General features: G+C 35.2%; 19 protein-coding genes and 1 pseudogene. 16 read left to right on the top strand and 4 right to left on the bottom strand.

What is annotated here, in order from left to right; all coding sequences use genetic code 11:
• Positions 1-398 precede the first annotated feature (398 nt).
• The 5 genes and pseudogenes from G9F74_RS07765 (at position 399) to G9F74_RS07745 (ending at position 6569) form a co-directional block, all read left to right on the top strand.
• Positions 399-1526 carry an alkene reductase gene (locus G9F74_RS07765; RefSeq protein ID WP_000204424.1) on the top strand — a complete coding sequence of 376 codons (1128 nt, stop codon included), beginning with the start codon at positions 399-401 and terminating at the stop codon, positions 1524-1526.
• Between the two features lie 67 nt (positions 1527-1593).
• The gene (locus tag G9F74_RS07760) at positions 1594-3168 is read left to right on the top strand and encodes an FMN-binding glutamate synthase family protein (protein WP_000005175.1); all 1575 of its coding nucleotides are present in this window, start codon (positions 1594-1596) and stop codon (positions 3166-3168) included.
• Positions 3169-3247: 79 nt separating this feature from the next.
• Positions 3248-4609: pseudogene (locus G9F74_RS07755) on the top strand (IS3 family transposase).
• Between the two features lie 385 nt (positions 4610-4994).
• Positions 4995-5933 carry a ring-cleaving dioxygenase gene (locus G9F74_RS07750; RefSeq protein ID WP_000412734.1) on the top strand — a complete coding sequence of 313 codons (939 nt, stop codon included), beginning with the start codon at positions 4995-4997 and terminating at the stop codon, positions 5931-5933.
• A gap of 24 nt (positions 5934-5957) precedes the next feature.
• Positions 5958-6569, top strand: a complete 612-nt coding sequence (locus G9F74_RS07745; protein WP_000975464.1) for an alpha/beta hydrolase — start codon at positions 5958-5960, stop codon at positions 6567-6569.
• 53 nt (positions 6570-6622) lie between these two features.
• On the opposite strand, the gene G9F74_RS07740 is transcribed toward G9F74_RS07745, so the two are convergent.
• A complete protein-coding gene (locus G9F74_RS07740) occupies positions 6623-8155 on the bottom strand; it encodes a BA3702 family sensor histidine kinase (RefSeq protein ID WP_016108908.1) in 1533 nt (510 codons plus the stop codon).
• Between the two features lie 235 nt (positions 8156-8390).
• Here G9F74_RS07740 and G9F74_RS07735 point away from each other — a divergent pair, with 235 nt between their 5' ends.
• Positions 8391-8762 (top strand): VOC family protein, encoded by a 372-nt coding sequence (locus G9F74_RS07735; protein ID WP_000844356.1) that lies wholly within the window; start codon positions 8391-8393, stop codon positions 8760-8762.
• Positions 8763-8781: 19 nt separating this feature from the next.
• On the opposite strand, the gene G9F74_RS07730 is transcribed toward G9F74_RS07735, so the two are convergent.
• Positions 8782-9591: a YitT family protein gene (locus G9F74_RS07730; RefSeq protein ID WP_000617799.1), complete on the bottom strand. Its 810-nt coding sequence runs from the start codon at positions 9589-9591 to the stop codon at positions 8782-8784.
• 144 nt (positions 9592-9735) lie between these two features.
• Here G9F74_RS07730 and G9F74_RS07725 point away from each other — a divergent pair, with 144 nt between their 5' ends.
• Genes G9F74_RS07725 through G9F74_RS07715 form a run of 3 tightly spaced genes read left to right on the top strand, consistent with a single transcriptional unit; the run spans position 9736 to position 11276 of the window.
• Entirely contained in the window at positions 9736-10539 is an 804-nt protein-coding gene (locus G9F74_RS07725) for a protein phosphatase 2C domain-containing protein (RefSeq protein ID WP_001223366.1), read from the top strand.
• A 15-nt stretch (positions 10540-10554) separates the two neighbouring features.
• Positions 10555-11007, top strand: a complete 453-nt coding sequence (locus G9F74_RS07720; protein ID WP_000402959.1) for a peptidoglycan recognition protein family protein — start codon at positions 10555-10557, stop codon at positions 11005-11007.
• 17 nt (positions 11008-11024) lie between these two features.
• Positions 11025-11276, top strand: coding sequence for a DUF2164 domain-containing protein (locus G9F74_RS07715; protein WP_002039315.1), 252 nt, complete (start codon positions 11025-11027; stop codon positions 11274-11276).
• Between the two features lie 24 nt (positions 11277-11300).
• On the opposite strand, the gene G9F74_RS07710 is transcribed toward G9F74_RS07715, so the two are convergent.
• Positions 11301-11513, bottom strand: a complete 213-nt coding sequence (locus G9F74_RS07710; protein ID WP_000160404.1) for a CsbD family protein — start codon at positions 11511-11513, stop codon at positions 11301-11303.
• 171 nt (positions 11514-11684) lie between these two features.
• Positions 11685-12497, bottom strand: a complete 813-nt coding sequence (locus tag G9F74_RS07705) for a hypothetical protein (protein ID WP_016108907.1) — start codon at positions 12495-12497, stop codon at positions 11685-11687.
• A 153-nt stretch (positions 12498-12650) separates the two neighbouring features.
• Here G9F74_RS07705 and G9F74_RS07700 point away from each other — a divergent pair, with 153 nt between their 5' ends.
• The 7 genes from G9F74_RS07700 to G9F74_RS07670 all read left to right on the top strand — a co-directional run bounded on the left by G9F74_RS07700 (position 12651) and on the right by G9F74_RS07670 (position 19535).
• A complete protein-coding gene (locus G9F74_RS07700; RefSeq protein WP_000810202.1) occupies positions 12651-12854 on the top strand; it encodes a hypothetical protein in 204 nt (67 codons plus the stop codon).
• Positions 12851-13411 carry a GNAT family N-acetyltransferase gene (locus G9F74_RS07695; RefSeq protein WP_000634659.1) on the top strand — a complete coding sequence of 187 codons (561 nt, stop codon included), beginning with the start codon at positions 12851-12853 and terminating at the stop codon, positions 13409-13411. The genes G9F74_RS07700 and G9F74_RS07695 overlap by 4 nt, the downstream gene beginning before the upstream one ends.
• A 266-nt stretch (positions 13412-13677) precedes the next feature.
• The gene (locus G9F74_RS07690) at positions 13678-14466 is read left to right on the top strand and encodes a helix-turn-helix domain-containing protein (RefSeq protein ID WP_000505607.1); all 789 of its coding nucleotides are present in this window, start codon (positions 13678-13680) and stop codon (positions 14464-14466) included.
• Positions 14467-14609: 143 nt separating this feature from the next.
• Positions 14610-16223 (top strand): long-chain fatty acid--CoA ligase, encoded by a 1614-nt coding sequence (locus G9F74_RS07685; protein ID WP_000980193.1) that lies wholly within the window; start codon positions 14610-14612, stop codon positions 16221-16223.
• Between the two features lie 123 nt (positions 16224-16346).
• Positions 16347-16922 carry a biotin transporter BioY gene (locus tag G9F74_RS07680; protein WP_001093347.1) on the top strand — a complete coding sequence of 192 codons (576 nt, stop codon included), beginning with the start codon at positions 16347-16349 and terminating at the stop codon, positions 16920-16922.
• A gap of 65 nt (positions 16923-16987) precedes the next feature.
• Complete coding sequence (locus G9F74_RS07675; RefSeq protein ID WP_016108906.1) at positions 16988-18451, top strand: acyl-CoA synthetase; 1464 nt, start codon at positions 16988-16990, stop codon at positions 18449-18451.
• Complete coding sequence (locus tag G9F74_RS07670; protein WP_016108905.1) at positions 18444-19535, top strand: acetyl-CoA C-acyltransferase; 1092 nt, start codon at positions 18444-18446, stop codon at positions 19533-19535. The genes G9F74_RS07675 and G9F74_RS07670 overlap by 8 nt, the downstream gene beginning before the upstream one ends.
• The last annotated feature ends 7 nt before the right edge of the window (positions 19536-19542 follow it).

The following is a 19542-nucleotide window of genomic DNA, read 5'->3' as shown; positions in this document are numbered from 1 at the left end:
TCTTTTACGAATGTTCGAAGTTTAATTCAATACTTCGATAAAATAGTTACTTGATTTTTGCAATCCTGATTCACACTGGCACGGACGAGGAGCCGTAAGGATGAAAGAGAGGTAGGGCTTTCATTGTTTTAGGTATATAAGTTATTATTTTTAGAAGAATACGGAACCATTTTCACTTCTATTGATAAGGGATTCTTTATGTTAAAGAGATAGACGAATTGACAGCCATATATGGTCAACTAAAAAGGTTTCCTACTAAGGAAACCTTTTTAATTTTATTTAGAGCATTCTATTTTTTTGATATTCGAATGTTTTGTGGCAAAGTCGTATAAATTGACGCTACTATTTAAAAGTAAGTATGATGCAATTATAGTAAGAATTTTTTAGGGGGAAGAAAAATGACAAGTTCAAATAATAAAACGGCAAGTATTTATGAAGGAACGAATATAAACGCTGGTGGAACTTTTGAAAACGTTGAAGAAACGAAGTTATTTAATCCGATACAAATTGGGTCTTGGTCTCTTCGTAATCGCATAGCGATGGCACCGATGACGAGATGCTTTGCAGACAGTGAAACGGGTGTAGTTGGTGCTGACGTAGTTGAGTATTATCGCAAGCGTGCTGCTGATAGCATTGGGTTAATTATTACAGAAGGAATTGTCATTAGCCCAAGAGCAAAAGGGAACCCAGGGGTACCAGGTATGTATACACAAGCACAAATAGATTCTTGGAAACCTGTTACGGAAGCAGTACATAAAGAAGGCGGGACTATTATTGCTCAAATATGGCATGTTGGACGTATGAGCCATCACGAAATAATTGGCGGTCAATTACCACAAGCACCGTCAGCAATCGCTGCAGAGGGAAATGTTCCGCGTTTCCGTAAACCGTTTGATACACCAGAAGCAATGACAATAGAAGAAATAAAAGAGGTTATTGGTCAATACGCACAAGCAGCGAAAAATGCGATTGAAGCAGGATTCGATGGTGTAGAGATTCACGGTGCGCACGGATATTTAATAGATCAATTTACTTATGAATTTGCGAATAAGCGAACAGATAAATATGGCGGCGATTTAAAGAAAAGGTTAACATTTATGAAAGAAGTAACTGAGGCTGTAATAGAAGCAGTTGGAGCTGATAAAACACTTCTGCGCTTCTCTGCTTTCAAAGGTGATAATCCTACTTATATGTGGGAAAATCCAGAACTTGCAATTGAAACGTTTGTAAATATGTTCAAAGAAGTTGGATTAACGATGATTCACCCTTCAACGATGAATTATACGCAAGTGATTGCTGATGGCAAAAATTTTCATCAATTAGTAAGAAAATATTGGGATGGCACGATTGTTGGGGTTGGTAATTTAAATCCGAAAGAGGCTGAAGAAGCGTTGCAAGAAGGAACGATTGATGTAGCGGCATTCGGAAGACCATTGATCGCTAATCCAGATTTTGTTCATCGAATTAAACATGCTGAAAGTTTAGTTGAATATGACGCGAAAGAGCATCTTGCTACATTAGTGTGAATAAAGATAAAAGGAGAACATATAAAGTGTTCTCCTTTTATTATGGAATTTCATAGGGGGAAGCGGGATGAGTGAAACGCTACTCGTTATTATTAGTATATTGCTTTTTTTGATGTTGCTTTTAATCGTATTTTTTATTATTACATTTTTTATAAAAAAAAGAACGCATCACTCTATATTAAAACTTCATCCATACTTAGGGAGAATGCGCTATTTACTTGAAAAAATAGGGCCGGAATTTCGGCAATATTGGTTTGATCATGATACGGATGGAAAACCTTTTTCACGTTACGATTTTCAAAGTGTTATGTTTTTAGCGAAATATCGTTCTGAAATACTTGGTTTTGGATCGAAACGAGATTTTGGTGCATCGGGCTATTATATTGCGAATACATTGTTTCCAATTTTAACAGATGAATTAAGTGTGAATCTTAGGCAAGAACGTGAGGGGAAAAAATATGTGATTCATAAAGAAGGGTTATTTTCAAGAAGAGAGAAATTGACAGCGGATACAACAAATCTTTGGTTATATGAAGATGACGATGCAATTATAGTCGGTGAAAATCGCAAATACCAATGGGAATTACATGGAATGTTTGGAGCATCAGCGACATCTTACGGTGCGATTGGAGAGAATTATATTTTAGCGAGTGGTTTTGGTGCGAAAATGGCAGGCGGATCGTGGATTAATACTGGAGAAGGTGGCGTAATTCCAGAACATTTACATACAGGTGCGAATATCGTTGCACAAATTGGCCCTGGATTATTTGGATACCGTGATGAGAATGGCAATTTTTCAATGGAGAAATTTATGGAGAAAGCGAAAGAAAATAATATCAAGGCATTCGAATTAAAATTTGGGCAAGGTGCGAAAATACGTGGTGGTCATCTAGAGGGACAAAAAGTAAATGAGAAAATTGCCTCTGTTAGGAATGTACGAGAAGGAGAGACAATTAATTCGCCGAATCGATTTTCATTTTTAAATAATGCAGTGGATACACTTTCTTTTATTCAGCAGTTGCAAGAAAGTGGTGGTAAACCAGTCGGGATGAAAATTGTAATTGGTCAGCAGGAGCCTTTGGAAGATTTAATAAAAACAATGAAAGAATTAAACATTTATCCAGATTTTATTACAATAGACGGTTCAGAAGGCGGATCAGGGGCAACGTATAAATCGATGGCAGATAGTATGGGACTGCCGCTTATTCCAGCATTACTTACATTTATTGATACAGCGAATCATTATAGTGTCCGTGATAAATTCAAAGTGTTTGCTTCTGGGAAGTTAATAACACCGGATAAGGTGGCAATTGCTTTAGCAATTGGAGCGGATGCTGTAAATTCAGCCCGCGGATTTATGATGGCGAGCGGCTGTATTATGGCGCTTCAATGTAATTCCGGACAGTGTCCATCTGGGGTTGCAACGACGAATCCGCACTACCAAAAAGCGTTAGATCCGTATGAGAAGAAATGGCGAGTGATGAATTACATTATTAGTATGAGATATAGTCTGTTTTCATTAGCGGCAGCAGCGGGGGTGAAAAGCCCGCGCCATTTAACGAGGGAGCATATTATATTTAAGGATGAAAGAGGAGGAATTGTACCGCTGTCAGAATTGTTCCCTATAGTAAATAGGAGATAAAATATATGTGTTAAAAGTCATACATTTGATGTGCACCCCAATTGTTAGACACAAAAGACAATTGGAGGTGTGCTTTTTTATGGTTAAATTTTCACCGGAAGAAAAAGTAAATGTGGTAAGAAAGTATTTAGATGGCAGTGATGGAGTGAAAAGACTTGCGAGATCTATAAAAGTTCATCCAAGTGTAATCCAACAGTGGGTTAAGCGATATAAAGCAGTGGGTGAAAAAGCTTTTGAAAAACGCTATACAAGCTATTCCCTTCAGTATAAACTGGATGTACTTAATTATATGGATAAACAAGGGACATCTATTAGAGAAACAGCGGCTATTTTTAATATTCCATCTTATGAAACAGTTCGTAGGTGGAAAGAAGCATATGATTTAAATGGCGTGGATTCCCTGCTTACAAAGAAAAGGGGACGTCCAGCTATGGCTATCAAAAATATAGGACCAAAATTAAATCATAAGGTCGTCGAAGGTTCTATAGAGGCATTACAAGAAGAAAATGAACGGTTACGTCTGGAAAATGATTATTTAAAAAAGTTAAATGCCTTAATTCAGAAAAAGACGAAATTACAGAACAAGACAAAGCGAAAGTAATTTATGAATTAAGGCACAAATACAAGATCATCGATCTTGTGAAAATCGCTGGTATCGCTCGGAGTACATACTATTATTGGATCAAACAAATGAATCGTCCAGACAAATACGAGAAAATTAAAGAACTGATAAAAGAGATCTTTGATGAACATCACGGTAGATATGGCTATCGTCGTATTACGTTAGAATTACAAAATAGAGGATATTTACTAAATCATAAAACAGTCCGTCGTTTAATGAATTCAATTGGATTGAAATGTCTTGTACGGATGAAGAAATACCGTTCGTACCGGGGAAATGTAGGGAAATTCGCTCCTAATATTTTAAAACGTCAATTTCACGCAGAAAAACCTAATGAAAAATGGGTAACAGATGTGACTGAATTTCATTTGCATGGTAAAAGGTTGTATTTATCGCCTGTTTTAGACTTATATAACGGAGAAATTATAGCTATACAATATAGAAGATAAGCCTACATATTCTCTCGTTTCTAGAATGATAGATAAGGCCTTTAAATGTTTAAGCGCTGGTGAAACCCCTATCCTTCATTCAGACCAAGGGTGGCACTATCAAATGAAGCGATACCAACAATCACTAAAAGAGCATGGGGTTGTTCAAAGTATGTCCCGTAAGGGGAATTGTTTAGATAACGCAGTCATAGAAAACTTCTTTGGCTTATTAAAGTCTGAATTATTGTATCTTGAAGAATTCGAGAGTGTGGAACATTTTAAGATAGAATTAGATAATTATATTCATTATTATAATCACAAAAGAATTAAAGCCAAGTTAAAAGGAATGAGCCCGGTACAATACCGGACTCATATTCAAACAGCTGCTTAATTTTTCAGTCTAACTTTTTGGGTTCAGTTCAATTTGTATGACTTTTTTATTCGATAATAAAGTTAATCAAGAGAACAATAATTTAAATAAGGAACTGATTGACAATGAAAAATAAGTAACTTATAATAAATCTTGAGTTCGAGATAAATCGTATTCTAAATAAAGACTTATTATGATTATAAATCGAACAAATATATTTTTGTGAATTATCTCGAATTCGAGATAATTCCAGTGGATCGAATGTTAATGTGTAATTTTAAAGTGTTTATCTCGGATTCGAGATGAAATTATAATAGCGGATTTTACTTTGCAGTATGGACAAAATGAATAATGAATTTGAATGTAAAACAAATTTTTATAATGAAATAAAAAAGGAGTGGCAGAAATGGAAAAGAAAACAATGGGGATTCATCATATTACAGCAATTGTAGGGCATCCACAAGAAAATGTAGACTTTTATGCTGGTGTATTAGGATTACGTTTAGTGAAACAAACAGTGAATTTTGATGATCCAGGTACGTACCATCTTTATTTTGGTAATGAAGGAGGAAAACCTGGAACAATTATTACGTTTTTCCCATGGGCAGGTGCTCGCCAAGGAATTATTGGAGACGGTCAAGTAGGCATTACTTCATATGTCGTACCAAAAGGTGCAATGGAGTTTTGGGAAAGTAGACTAGAAAAGTTTGATGTTTCATATACAAAGATGACTCGATTTGGGGAGCAATATTTAGAATTTGATGATCCACATGGTTTGCATATAGAATTAGTTGAAAGAGAAGAAGGCGAATTAAATAATTGGACTTTTGGAGAAGTTACGCCAGAAGTAGCAATTAAAGGATTTGGCGGTGCTGTTCTTTTATCTGCACAACCTCAAAAAACAGCTGAATTGTTAGAACACGTTATGGGTCTTGAGAAAATTGGAGAAGAGGGTGAATTTGTCCGATTCCGTTCTTCTGCTGATATTGGAAATATTATTGATTTAAAATTATCAACAATTGGACGCGGTCAGATGGGCGTTGGTACAGTTCATCATATTGCTTGGAGAGCGAGCGACGATGCTGATCAACTAGATTGGAGAGAACATGTATCTCGCTTTGGGTACGGTGTAACTCCTGTACAAGATCGAAATTATTTTAATGCAATTTATTTTAGAGAACACGGTGAAATTTTATTTGAAATTGCAACAGATCCTCCTGGTTTTGCTCATGACGAATCGTTAGAGACGATGGGTGAGGAATTAAAGTTACCGGAGCGATATGAACCAAATAGAAAACAGATTGAACAAACACTTTTACCATTTGAAGTGAGAAATTTAGATTAAAGTAATTGAAAGGGGAAAAGGATTATGATGAAACATGTTTTTCAAAAAGGAAAAGATACTTCAAAACCAGTGTTGTTATTACTTCATGGTACGGGCGGTAATGAACTAGATTTATTACCACTTGCAGAAATAATTGATCCGGGAGCTTCGGTATTAAGTGTTCGTGGAAATGTATTAGAGAATGGGATGCCACGTTTCTTCCGTAGATTAGCAGAAGGTATTTTTGATGAAGAAGATTTAATTTTCCGTACGAAGGAGTTAAATGAATTTTTAAACGAAGCGGCAAAAACATATGAATTTGATAGAAATAACATTATAGCTATCGGTTATTCAAATGGAGCGAACATTGCAGCGAGCTTATTATTCCATTATGAAGATGCGTTAAAAGCTGCTGTTCTTCATCATCCAATGGTGCCTAGAAGAGGAATCCAATTGCCTAATTTAGCAGAAACAGCGGTATTTATCGCAGCTGGGACAAATGATCCAATTTGTGCGCCTTCTGAGTCAGAAGAATTGAAGACGTTATTAGAAAATGCAAACGCTAATGTAACAATGCATTGGGAAAATAGAGGGCATCAATTAACAATGGGTGAAGTAGAAAAAGCAAAAGAATGGTATGACAATACAGTATTATAGAAGGAAATAAAAAAGAAGCATTTGCTAATCGTTAGCAGATGCTTCTTTTTTATTTAAGACTGGATTGCAAGATGGGATGAAGAAAGTGGTAATTGAATATCAACGATGGTACCTTTGTTTAGTTCACTTGAAATGTGTAATTTACCATGGTGCTCTTCAATTATTTTGTAACACATCATGAGTCCTAGGCCGGTACCTTTTTCTTTTAAACTATAAAACGGTTCACCTAAACGTGATATACGATCTTCTGGAATGCCACAGCCTTCGTCAATTATACGAATTACGATGAAATTATTGTCTAACGATTTGATTTGAATGAAAATATTACCGCCATTTGGCATCGCTTCTATTGCGTTTTTTAATATGTTAATAAAAACTTGTTTTAATTGATTACCGTCGCATTGAATGTCATGTTTATGGTTAAAATGATCCATAATAATATGGACGCTATGCATGATGGCAGTCGGTAAAAGAAATGTGACTACCTCTTCAATTAAAGTTTGTATGTTGTAAGTTTGAACGGATAAAACTTGAGGTTTAGACATCGCCATAAATTGACTCGTAATGGATTCCATTTGTGATATTTCACTTAGCATAACATCTACATACCATTTATTCTCCTCATTTATTTCAGGAAGTAGCAATGTTAAAAAACCTTTTAGAGAAGTGAGTGGATTTCGAATTTCATGGGCAATTCCAGCTGTCAGTTGTCCAACTACGGCGAGCTTTTCTGATTTCCGTAATAATTTTTCAGTCTCTTTTAGCTCGGTAACGTCCCTTCCCATCACGATAAGGCCTTTACGGGAACCGTCAGGATGATAAAGAGGGACTTTTGATATACTTAAGATGAGGTCGAAATCATCTCTGTGTATAATAAATTCCTCCCCGTGAAGAATTTGTCTTTGTTGCCATGCTAGTTCATCTACTTCTTCACAGTGTAAAAAAGCTTCTCGGTACGCTGCATTATATTGGATGAGTTCACTGTCCTTTTTCCCGTGATAAGGTACATGATGGAAATTAAAGCAGGAAAGTGCATAGTCATTTGCTTCAAGCCAGCGACCTTCATGATCTTTAAATATAACAAACGCAGGCATTGCATTCATTAATGTACGTAATCTTTTCTCGCTTTCTTGTAACATTTTTTCGATTCTTTCTGATTTTTCAAGAGGTTTCATAATCGCATAGACACCTGTTAGACGATGTTGGACAAAAATAGGAACTAGTTTTGTTACGACGTCTAATAAGTAGCCATCTTTATGATAAATAGATAGGATATACTCTTGCTGATTGTCTGCTTCGGTATTCTTTATATATTGTAATACTTGCTCAGAAATATGAGCTTCTAAAATAGAGATAATGTTTTTCCGTTCTAATTCTAAAGAAGTGTAGCCTAGTATTCTTTCTGCAGAAGGATTGATATGTAGAATAATTCCCTCTAAATTCAATGAAATAATACTATCAGGATTATGTTCGAACAGAGATGCGTACATTTCTGCTAAAGAACGATCTTGTATATGGTTTCGCAAACGTCCAGAAATGTTCGGATGACGTTTTCTTAGAGTTGATGAATATTTTTTACGACTCATAATATTTCCTCCGTACAACTAGCATCTAAAAGATTTGTCTAATAATAACTATAATATAGATGTAATGTGTATTTCTATAAAAAATGGAAGTTACAGAAAAAAATTTGTTTTCTTTATTTTTTGCAAAAGGAATATAAGGTGGTAATAAGGGAAGCTTATATTGTTTTATAAAGTTTTTGTAAGTTACAGGGGTGTGTTTTCTTTATAATATTAGAATAGAAGAGGGGGAGAGAAAATGAAAAGTTATATTCAAGGAATCGATCATGTACAAGTAGCTGCACCTGTAGGGTGTGAAGAAGAGGCACGTGCATTTTATGGTAAAAAAATTGGTATGGAAGAAATTCCAAAGCCAGAAGAGTTAAAAAAACGAGGTGGATGTTGGTTTAAGTGTGGGAATCAAGAAATCCATATTGGTGTGGAACAGAATTTTACACCAGCTAAAAAGGCACATCCAGCTTTTTATGTGACTCAAATTAATGAATTTAAGCAAATGCTTATAGAACAAGGGATTGAAGTGATTGATGATCATGCCCGGCCAGATGTGATTAGATTTTATGTGTCTGATCCATTTGGAAATAGAATTGAATTTATGCAAAATAAAGACTAGGTGGCTTCCCACCTAGTCTTTAACCTCTTCTGAAAAGCCCTAATACTTCTACAGTTTCTGTAATATTAACGAACGCATGCGGATCAATTTCAGAAATTGTTAGTTTCATACTTGCTAATTCTTCACGAGAAACGACTGTCATAAGTACACGTTTTTTCTCGCTTGAATAAGCACCTTCTCCATCAAGTAATGTAATACCACGTACAACAGTTGAAAGAAGCTGTTTTTTCATTTTTTCCGCTTCATTTGTTACAATCATAAGTGTAACTTTACGATGTTTCGTATGAACAGCATCAATTACTTTACCAGTTACATAAATTGAAAGTAAACTTGTAAGTGCAACATCCCAAGTGAAGAAGAATCCTGCAATTACTACAACGACTGCATTTAAAACAATAAGGAATCCACCAAGTTTAATGTCACGCTTACGAGATAACAACATACCGATAATATCAAATCCACCAGTGGATCCATTACAATTAAAAACAAGACCAATACCAGCTCCGGCAATAACACCTCCGAAGATAGATGATAAAAGTGGATCTGTTGCTACGATTTTTACTGGAACGTAGTATAATGCAACAGATAATACAATTACAGAGATAACTGTGTTAAAAATTACTTTTTTTCCAAGACCTATGTATCCTAAAATAAGGATAGGTAAGTTTAATACGAAGTTAATAATACCTGTGTTTACAGGAGTTACAATCCCTAAAATAATAGCAATTCCGCCAATTCCACTACTTAAAATTTTGTGGGGGATAAGGAAAAGATTAAAGGCAATCGCAATAATAAAAGAACCAATAATAACACCGAGAAATCTGATCATCTTTTTCCCGTCCTTCACTAAAAAATTCATATTATTTCAAGATTATATATGATATTGAAAGTTTTGGGTAAAAACAGTTTATTTCGGAAAATTAGATTAATCGAAACAATTTGATTGTTTTGTAATTTGAAAGGGGATACAGAAATGAGGATAACGACTTATCAACAAAAAAGCCCGTTGAAGCAAGAGTGTGAGGATTCTTATTTTTGTAATGAAGACAAAAATATTTATGGTGTATGTGATGGTGCAACACCGCTCGTTCCGTTTCGTGACGAAAAGGAACATAATGGAGCATACATCGCTTCACATTTATTTGCAAGACATTTTACTTCATTACGGGAAAATCTTAGTTTACAAGTCGCAGTTGCAAGAGCAAATGAGTTATTGCAGAACAAGATGCTAGAATATAAGGTTGATACGAGAAAAAAAGAGCATTTGTGGTGTACATGTATTGCAGCAGTTCAAATAAATGGTGAGAAAATTGAATATGCGCAGTTAGGGGACTGTATGATCGTTGCAATTCTTCAAAATGGAACGATGCAAGTAGTAACGAAAGACACAGTTAAAGGAATTAGTAAACGAGCTAAAAAGAAGAGAGAAGAAGATCGTAAAAAAGGTTTATTTGTGCCAGAAGAACATGTTTTTCAAGATGTTCGAGAACAGTTAAAATACAATCGTTATCTTGCAAATATGGAGGGCGGGTATTCCGTTGCAAACGGAATGAAAGAAGCCATCCATTATTTACAACACGGTGAATTACATATAGATGAAGTGAGTGGGATTTTTATTTGTTCAGATGGGTTATTTCATCCAGATTGGTCACTCGAACAAACTGTTGCATATATAAGAAAGAATAGTATAAACGAATACGTAGCAATCATTGAAGAGTTAGAAGGGAAAAAGAGAATAAGGCCAGATGATAAGACAATTATTATGATCGATTTTTAAGAGGAGGAAGTTCATATGGAAATTAAATGTGTAAATTTAATATTTCAAGATGAGTTAGTTCCTTTAGGGAAAGTAAATAAACTTATTATTCACCATACGTCAGAAGATGGATGGGATGTGTATAAAACACATGAATTTCACCAAACTGTAAGAGGGTGGAGCGGGATTGGTTACAATTATTTTATTGAAGAGGACGGAACGGTAATTGAAGGAAGAGGGTTACATATTGGAGCACATGCGAAAGACAATAATCGAGATACAATTGGAATATGTATGACGGGTAATTTTGATAAGTATGATCCAACTACTGCACAAATGAATGCATTATATTCTTTATGTAAAATGTTTATGAAACAGTTTGCTATAAAGAAGGAAAATATACTAGGTCATAGGGAGCTAGTAGGAGTAACAAAAAGTTGTCCTGGAAATCGTTTTTCTATGGTAGAGTTAAGAAAAATAGTATCTTAAATATAGAGGAGTAACAAATGATGATGAATATAAAAATACCAAATGATAAAAAAGAAGAGCTTGTAGCACAAATTCAGCAATTCTTCATGGAAGAAGATTTAGATGAAATTGGACGTTTCCAAGCAGAACGTTTAATAGAAGAAATGATAAAATTAGTTGGTCCATTTGCCTATAATCAAGCAATTGGAGATGCAAGAAAGCTTGTAAGCGAGAAATTAACGAATATTGAAGAAGATTTGTATGTGTTAGAGAAGAATGAAGGGAAATAAAAAAAGAGCCGAATGGCTCTTTTTTTATTTGTCTTCTTTATGTTCTTTATACTCGTGTGCTTTTTCTTTTACATTACCGACAGTGCTTTTTGCATTGCCTTTTATTTTATCCCATTTTCCTTCGGCTTGTAATTTTTTGTTATCCGTTACTTTCCCGACAACTTCTTTTACTTCACCTTTTACCTTATCAATGGCACCTTCTACTTTTTCTTTTAAACCATGATCATGCTTTGTCATACATTTCTCCTCCTTGTAGTTTGATTAGAATTCTCTTTTCATATTGCAAGTTGAATGATGTATCTAATAATAGCGTAACAAATCTAGTTTGAATATTCAAATGATTAATAGGATAGAAAAGGAATTGTCAAACAATGTATAAAATTGTAATGGAAAGAGAAAGAATGTTAATTACATGTCTTTTGCAGTCCATATTGATTTTGTATAAGCGATTTTCAAATGAGCGCGTTCCATATTATTTTGACTACTACTACCGAACCTTGCTTGTCCAATTATTAAATTACAATCGGATTTAATAGCTGCCTCAATTCTTTTTTGAATTAATGTAGTGTGACAGCCTATACGCTGAAATTCTGGCAAAGTAGCAGAAGCAGCTAATGATGCAATTCCCTTATTTATATATAGGACACCAATGCCCGCAGGAATATTTTGAACTTCTGCTATGAAAAAATACCAGCCTGGTTCATTGTAAAGAATTTCGTTATTTTGACGTACACCATCCTTTGTAAAGGAAGGCATATTAAATCCGCGTACATATATGTCTGCAAAAATATCAAATTCATTTTTTTTTAGTTGGCGCACTGAAATGTTAGAAGGAATAAGGGATGGATCTTCTTTCGGTATACTATATAAAGCGGTATGGAAGCTAGATTGATAAAAACCTTTTTTTGATAAGTATTGAAATAGTTCAGCTGTACCTTGCGCTGGTGTAATTTCAAAACGGCAAGGGATTTGTAGTGATTCATAATAAGAGATGATTTCATCTATCGCATCTGTATTTGTATATGTAATGCCTTTTACTGTATTAAAAGCAGGACCAGTAATTATTTTTGATGAAAAGGCAGTGGCACTCCCGAAATTTTTCATTTGTATTTGCATTGGATTTCCGCTTATTGCTTGTAGTAGCGCTAATCTAGAAGAGAGCATATCTATTTCTGCGTTTTCAATTTCTTGTGCTACATTGAATGTCATAATCATACTCATAAGATTCCTCCGTCAATTAATATAGTTCATAGTACATATACGATTTTTATTCTGAGATTCCTGTTGAAATGTAAGAGAATAAGAGGTTTTTTGGAAGGGAAATGGAAGTGAACTGTCGAAGGGAAGTGGAAACAGATTAAAGGTGGTGCTCTCATGAAACAGAAAGACGTGCAGACATGCCCTAATTGCGGCTCTCAAAACATAGGAGAAGGTGAGTTTATCGGTTATGCACAAATACGGAAAAAGGAAACGATGTTCACATCTTCACCAGTAGATGCTTATATTTGTACAGATTGCGGGAATATCCTTTCATTGAAGGTACGGAATTATGAAAAGTTTAAGCAGAAGCCGTTATGATTGTTGAGAGGTGGTCATATCCAGCGTTGTATACGAAACATCTTATATTACGGGGAATTAATATGAGTGATATTTTACATATATATGAGTATGCCTCAGATAAAGAAATGTCAACGTATACTGTATGGGATGCTCATCAATCGTTACATGACACACAAAAATATATAGAAGAAATTGTGAGTCAATATGAAAAAGAAAAAGTAGCCCCCCTTGGAATTGTATTAAGAGAGGAACAAAAACTCATAGGGACTTGTGGATTTATAAAATATGATGTAATTGAACATAAAGCGGAAATTGCATACGCCTTATCACGAAAATATGGGGGTAGAGGATTAGCTACTGAGGCGGCGTCAGCTTTTTTTAGCTATGGTTTTAATGAGTTACGTCTTAATAGTATTGAAGCAGGATGTAATTCAGAAAATGAAGCATCTGAAAAATTAATGAAACGTTTGAATATGGAATACGAATGTACAATTCAAAAGGATTTGTTCATTAAAGGTAAGTATCGTGATACGAAAAGATATTGTATATCTAGGGAAAGATATATGAATCAATGAAATATTTTATATTGAAAACTCCTTTAATTTAATAAGGGGGTTTTTATTTTTTATAACAATAATTACCTTTAATTGTTATAATTGGTTATTGAAAGGTATTGTGTTTCTTAATATCACAATTATAGAAGAAAACTAGCTAAATCGTATAGAAAACCTCTATATAACATGATCGCAACCGTAAGTTGACAAAGTGCAACCGCAGGAAGATAGAGATAAAGACAATGTTTACATACAATTTAGTTAAGAAAATAAAGGGGGACACACATATGGGATTTGGTGAAAAGCTTTTTAAATTAAGAAAGGAAAAGGGCCTTTCTCAAGAAGCGTTAGCTGAGAAACTAAACACGACAAGGCAAGCAGTTAGTAAATGGGAAAACGGTCAAGGTTTTCCTGAAACTGAAAAGTTAATAATGATTGGAAATGTATTTGAAGTCTCTCTTGATTACTTATTAAAAGAAACTGCCGAGCAAAGTAATGAAAAGGAAAATGGTTATTATGTAAGTAAGGAAATGGCGGAAGGGTATGTAGTGTATGGACAAAAAATTTCTAAATATATCGCATTAGGATTTAGCTTGCTTATTTTATCTACAATACCGTATTTATTATTTAAAGAAAATGCAACACTGTCTACATTTCTTGTCATTATCATTGCGGTCCTTGGAATTGGAGCAATGATGGTACCTGTAACACTAGAAGAGAGTCGATACAATGTATTAAAAAAGGAAGAATTACTGTTTGATCAAAACTTTCTAAAAGAATTGACAAAAAGATATGCGACTATTAAGAAGAAGTATGCAGCAGTAGTGATCGTTGGATTTTGTTTTATCGCAGCAGGAGCAATACCATTTTTATTTGAGAAAAAACGAATCACGTCAGGAGAGCTCGTGCAGTATTACCCTTATTGTGTTGTACTTATTGCTATTGGAGTTTATCTTTTTGTTCGTGTGTTAGGCGTGTTAGAGACGTATCGAATTTTAGTAGAAAATAAAGAATATAGTAATCGTTTTATCTTTAAACTCAAAAAGAAAGTAAGAAAAAAGGTAGATAGTTTATAAGCAAGAGAAAAACATGTTTTTTATTGTTCTGAATTATTTCCAAAGAAATAATTCAGAAAATACAGAAAAATATCGTAATTATTTGTAGAAGTCTGTTATAATATACGAAAATGAAAACGCTTTAAAGGGAGGCTGTAAACAATATGATGATGAATGTACCGCTAACAATTAGTTCTATGATGGAAAGAGCAGAGAAACTGTTTTCGAAGAAAGAAATTGTTTCACGGACACATGATACAGTTACAACGTTAACGTATAAGCAGTTAGGGGAAAGGACGAGAAGACTTTCAAGTGCGCTAAAAAAATTAGGAATAAAAGAAGGCGAGCGTATAGGAACGTTAGCGTGGAATCATCATCGACATGTGGAGGCGTATTTTGCTATTCCAGGTATTGCTTCCGTTTTACACACAATTAATATTCGTTTATCTCCTCAACATATTTCATACATTATTCAGCACGCAGAAGATCGCATTCTACTTATAGATGAAGATCTCGTACCACTCGTTGAAAATATTCAATCACAATTATCAACTGTACAAGCCTACATTATTATGACTGATAAAGATGAACTTCCAAATACTACGCTAGAACCTGTATATCATTATGAAAAGTTATTAGAAGAAGGCGATCCAAATTTCCAATTTGTAAAAGATATTGATGAAAATACACCTGCTGGTATGTGTTATACGTCAGCGACTACAGGAAACCCAAAAGGTGTTGTATATACGCATCGTAGTACTGTATTGCATTGTATGGCACTTGGTTTAGCGGATACAGCTGCTTTATCGGAAAGTGATGCGGCGATGGCAATTGTACCGATGTTCCATGTGAACGCTTGGGGGCTTCCTTTCGCTGCTACTTGGTTTGGAACAAAACAAGTTCTCCCAGGACCGATGTTTACGCCAAAAATTTTATTAGAAATGATTCAAGCTGAAAAAGTAACGATAGCAGCAGGTGTGCCGACAATTTGGCTCGGTGTATTACAAGAGTTAGAAAATAATAGTTACGATTTATCTAGTATAACGAGAATATTATGCGGTGGTGCAGCTGCACCGAAAAGCGTTATTAAAGCATTTGAGCAAAAATATAATGTTCCTTTCGTACATGCATATGGTATGACTGAAACGAGTCCACTCGTAACGCTTGCACGTTTAAAAAGTTATGAAACAGAATTATCATATGAAGAGCAATTAGAAATCCGCTCCAAACAAGGATATCTTGTACCTGGTGTAGAGATGAAAGTAGTCGGTACAAATGGTGAAGTGAAGTGGGATGGTACGGAGATGGGAGAATTATGTTTACGAGCACCTTGGATCGCTGAAAGCTATTATAACGATGATCGTACTGTCGAAGGATTCCGTGACGGTTGGTTATATACTGGCGATGTCGTTACAGTTGATGAGGAAGGCTGCGTGAAAATTGTTGATCGTACGAAGGATGTTATTAAAAGCGGGGGCGAGTGGATTTCTTCAGTCGATCTTGAAAATGCTTTAATGGCACATGATGCTATATTTGAAGCGGCTGTCGTTGCAATTCCTCATCCGCAGTGGCAAGAACGCCCAGTTGCCTGCGTTGTTCAAAAGAAAAATAGTACGGTTACAAAAGAAGAAATATATGAGTTTTTAAAACCGCAGTTTGCGAAGTGGTGGTTACCAGATGATATTGTATTTATGGAAGAAATACCGAAAACATCTGTTGGAAAGTTTTTAAAACAGGCACTTCGAAAAGAACTTGAGCATTTGCATAAAGAGAAATAACAGAATTGTCATTTGTAAACTTATATTAATTTATGGTTGACAAAAGAAAAGTAGGAAGATAATATAACTCCTATAATATGTTATCTAAAAACGATTTTAAGTTTACAAATAGGAGAAGCAAATATGAATACAAAAAATTTAGTTTTCGTCGCTTTATTTAGTTCTATTATGGGAGTGTTAGGGTTAATACCTCCAATTGCTCTTTCTATCACACCAGTTCCGATTACATTACAATCACTTGGTGTTATGCTTGCAGGTGGCCTGTTAGGATCACGTCTTGGGGCATTAAGTCAGCTCGTTTTCTTACTTATAGTTGGAGTTGGAGCACCATTACTTGCGGGTGGACGTGGGGGTCCAGGTGTATTTGTTGGACCAAGTGCAGGATATTTACTTGGTTATATCGTTGGAGCGTTTGTAATTGGATATTTAATTGAGCGTTTACGTGAAGTTTCTATTATAAAAGTATTATGTATTAATATAATTGGTGGTATTTTCGTAGTTTACGTATTTGGCATTACTGTACAAGCTTTCTTAATGGATGTTTCTGTATGGGAGACAATGAAAGTGAGTGCTGTGTTTTTACCAGGGGATTGCATAAAAGCAATTATTGCAGCAATTCTCGTGACAAAATTACATCGTTCATTGAAACACATTATTACGCCCGCTTTAAAGAATGGAAAATATACAAATGCGGGATGATAAAGAGAAGAAACACGTTCATTACGTGTTTCTTTTTGTTATTTTGTAAAGAAAGGACATCTCAAATGGGGATTATAAAAGAATATAAAAAGCATGCCTCTTTACAACCGAATAAAATAGCGATAAAGGAAAATGATAGAGCTTTAACATATAAAGAGTGGTTTGAATCAGTTTGTAAAGTAGCAAACTGGTTGCGCGTAACAGAATCGAAGAATAAAACAATAGCAATTGTATTAGAAAATCGTATGGAGTTTTTACAACTATTTGCGGGTGCTGCTATGGCTGGGTGGGTTTGTGTACCATTAGATGTGAAATGGAAAAAGGATGAGCTAAAAGAAAGACTAGCAATTAGTAATTCGGATATGGTTGTGACGGAAGGGTATAAGTTAAATGATATTTTAGATGAAGAAAGAAGAGTATTTGCAATTGATGAATGGAAACAAATAATAGAGAACTACCTTCCTAGAGATTATCTCGGAGAAAATGTACAAAATGCCCCTTTTTATATGGGGTTTACATCAGGATCGACTGGAAAGGCAAAAGCATTTTTGCGTGCACAACAATCGTGGGTTCATAGTTTTGATTGTAATGTATATGACTTTCATATGAGAAAGGAGGATTCTATTTTAATAGCTGGAACGCTCGTTCACTCTCTTTTCTTATACGGCGCAATAAGTGCATTATATGAAGGACAAACGGTGCACGTTATGAGAAAGTTTATTCCAGATCAAGTGTTGGATAAGTTAGAGACTGAAAATATTTCGGTCATGTATACAGTACCAACAATGCTGGAGTCTTTATATAAAGAAAATAGAATAATAGAAAATAAGATGAAAATTATTTCGTCAGGAGCAAAATGGGAAGCTGAAGCGAAAGAAAAAATAAAGAGTATATTTCCTTATGCAAAAAAATACGAATTTTACGGTGCATCGGAACTAAGTTTTGTAACAGCATTAGTCGATGATGAGAGTGAAAAAAAGCCAAATTCAGTAGGGAAACCCTGTCATAATGTGCAAGTTCGAATATGTAATGAAGCAGGAGAAGAAGTACAGCTAGGTGAGATAGGAACAGTTTATGTGAAAAGTGATCAGTTTTTTATGGGATACATATTAGATGGTGTTTTAGTTCCAGAGCTAACTGAAGAGGGCTGGATGACAGTACATGATGTAGGCTATCAAGATGAGGAAGGGTTTATATATATAGTTGGTAGAGAGAAAAATATGATTCTATTTGGTGGAATTAATATTTATCCAGAAGAGATAGAAAGTGTGTTATATACGCATCAAGCTGTTGAAGAAATTGTTGTTGTTGGTGTAAAAGATAGTTATTGGCGTGAAAAGCCTGTCGCTATCGTAAAAGGAAGTGCTACGAAGCAACAATTAAAGAGCTTTTGCTTACAGAGATTATCCTCTTTTAAAATACCGAAAGAATGGTATTTTGTAGATGAAATACCTTATACAAATAGCGGGAAAGTAGCCCGCATTGCAGCCGAAAGTATAGTTAGAAATCAGGAGAAGATACATGAATAGAGCAGTTATTGTAGAGGCGAAAAGAACGCCCATTGGTAAGAAGAAGGGGATATTGAAAGACTATGAAGTTCAGCAATTAGTAGCACCACTTCTTTCATTTCTAGGTAAAGGAATTGAGAGGGAAATAGACGATGTTATATTAGGGAATGTTGTTGGACCAGGGGGTAATATTGCAAGATTATCTGTTTTAGAAGCAGGACTTAGTTATCATATTCCTGGTGTAACGATTGATCGGCAATGTGGTGCTGGTTTAGAAGCGATTCGTACCGCGTGTCATCTCATTCAAGGTGGGGCAGGTAAGTGCTATATCGCCGGGGGAGTAGAGAGTACAAGTACGTCACCTTTTCAAAATAGAGCGCGATTTTCACCTGAAACAATAGGTGATCCTGATATGGGAGTAGCGGCTGAATTTGTTGCAGAGCGTTATAACATAACGAGAGAAATGCAAGATGAGTACGCTTGCTTAAGTTATAAGCGGACGCTACAAGCATTAGAAAATGGATATATACAAGATGAAGTATTGTCACTTAATGGATTACTAGATGAAGTAATAAAGCGAGAAATGCAGTATGAAAGAATGATTAAGAGAACAAAACCTGCATTTTTACAAAATGGAACGGTGACGGCAGGGAATTCGTGTGGTGTAAATGATGGGGCGTGTGCTGTACTTGTAATGGAAGAGGGGCAAGCTCGAAAATTAGGATATAAGCCAGTTCTTCGTTTCGTTCGCAGTGCTGTAGTTGGAGTGGATCCAAACCTCCCGGGAACTGGTCCGATATTTGCCGTGCAAAAACTACTTAGAGAAATGAATTTAGCAATAGAAGATATTGATTGTATTGAGATGAATGAAGCGTTCGCTTCGAAAATTGTTGCTTGTGCAAAGGAATTACAAATTCCATATGAGAAGCTCAATGTGAATGGTGGTGCAATTGCGCTCGGGCATCCGTACGGTGCATCTGGCGCTATGCTTGTGACACGTTTGTTTTATCAGACAAAAAGAGATTCTATGAAATATGGAATGGCGACATTAGGAATTGGGGGCGGAATAGGACTTGCTCTATTATTTGAGAAAGTAGAAGACTAGCAAGATA

This window comes from Bacillus sp. EKM202B (assembly GCF_011066025.1).
GTDB lineage: Bacteria > Bacillota > Bacilli > Bacillales > Bacillaceae_G > Bacillus_A > Bacillus_A toyonensis.
This window is presented reverse-complemented; position numbering and strand designations above follow the sequence as displayed.

Coding starts and splice junctions, on each gene's coding strand:
- G9F74_RS07690 (WP_000505607.1), top strand. CDS start 13,678: ATGGGATTTGGTGAAAAGCTTTTTAAATTAAGAAAGGAAAAGGGCCTT.
- G9F74_RS07735 (WP_000844356.1), top strand. CDS start 8,391: ATGAAAAGTTATATTCAAGGAATCGATCATGTACAAGTAGCTGCACCT.
- G9F74_RS07725 (WP_001223366.1), top strand. CDS start 9,736: ATGAGGATAACGACTTATCAACAAAAAAGCCCGTTGAAGCAAGAGTGT.
- G9F74_RS07750 (WP_000412734.1), top strand. CDS start 4,995: ATGGAAAAGAAAACAATGGGGATTCATCATATTACAGCAATTGTAGGG.
- G9F74_RS07710 (WP_000160404.1), bottom strand. CDS start 11,513: ATGACAAAGCATGATCATGGTTTAAAAGAAAAAGTAGAAGGTGCCATT.
- G9F74_RS07740 (WP_016108908.1), bottom strand. CDS start 8,155: ATGAGTCGTAAAAAATATTCATCAACTCTAAGAAAACGTCATCCGAAC.
- G9F74_RS07675 (WP_016108906.1), top strand. CDS start 16,988: ATGGGGATTATAAAAGAATATAAAAAGCATGCCTCTTTACAACCGAAT.
- G9F74_RS07765 (WP_000204424.1), top strand. CDS start 399: ATGACAAGTTCAAATAATAAAACGGCAAGTATTTATGAAGGAACGAAT.
- G9F74_RS07745 (WP_000975464.1), top strand. CDS start 5,958: ATGATGAAACATGTTTTTCAAAAAGGAAAAGATACTTCAAAACCAGTG.
- G9F74_RS07760 (WP_000005175.1), top strand. CDS start 1,594: ATGAGTGAAACGCTACTCGTTATTATTAGTATATTGCTTTTTTTGATG.
- G9F74_RS07695 (WP_000634659.1), top strand. CDS start 12,851: ATGATTGTTGAGAGGTGGTCATATCCAGCGTTGTATACGAAACATCTT.
- G9F74_RS07680 (WP_001093347.1), top strand. CDS start 16,347: ATGAATACAAAAAATTTAGTTTTCGTCGCTTTATTTAGTTCTATTATG.
- G9F74_RS07700 (WP_000810202.1), top strand. CDS start 12,651: ATGAAACAGAAAGACGTGCAGACATGCCCTAATTGCGGCTCTCAAAAC.
- G9F74_RS07730 (WP_000617799.1), bottom strand. CDS start 9,591: ATGATCAGATTTCTCGGTGTTATTATTGGTTCTTTTATTATTGCGATT.
- G9F74_RS07715 (WP_002039315.1), top strand. CDS start 11,025: ATGATGATGAATATAAAAATACCAAATGATAAAAAAGAAGAGCTTGTA.
- G9F74_RS07720 (WP_000402959.1), top strand. CDS start 10,555: ATGGAAATTAAATGTGTAAATTTAATATTTCAAGATGAGTTAGTTCCT.
- G9F74_RS07670 (WP_016108905.1), top strand. CDS start 18,444: ATGAATAGAGCAGTTATTGTAGAGGCGAAAAGAACGCCCATTGGTAAG.
- G9F74_RS07705 (WP_016108907.1), bottom strand. CDS start 12,497: ATGAGTATGATTATGACATTCAATGTAGCACAAGAAATTGAAAACGCA.
- G9F74_RS07685 (WP_000980193.1), top strand. CDS start 14,610: ATGATGATGAATGTACCGCTAACAATTAGTTCTATGATGGAAAGAGCA.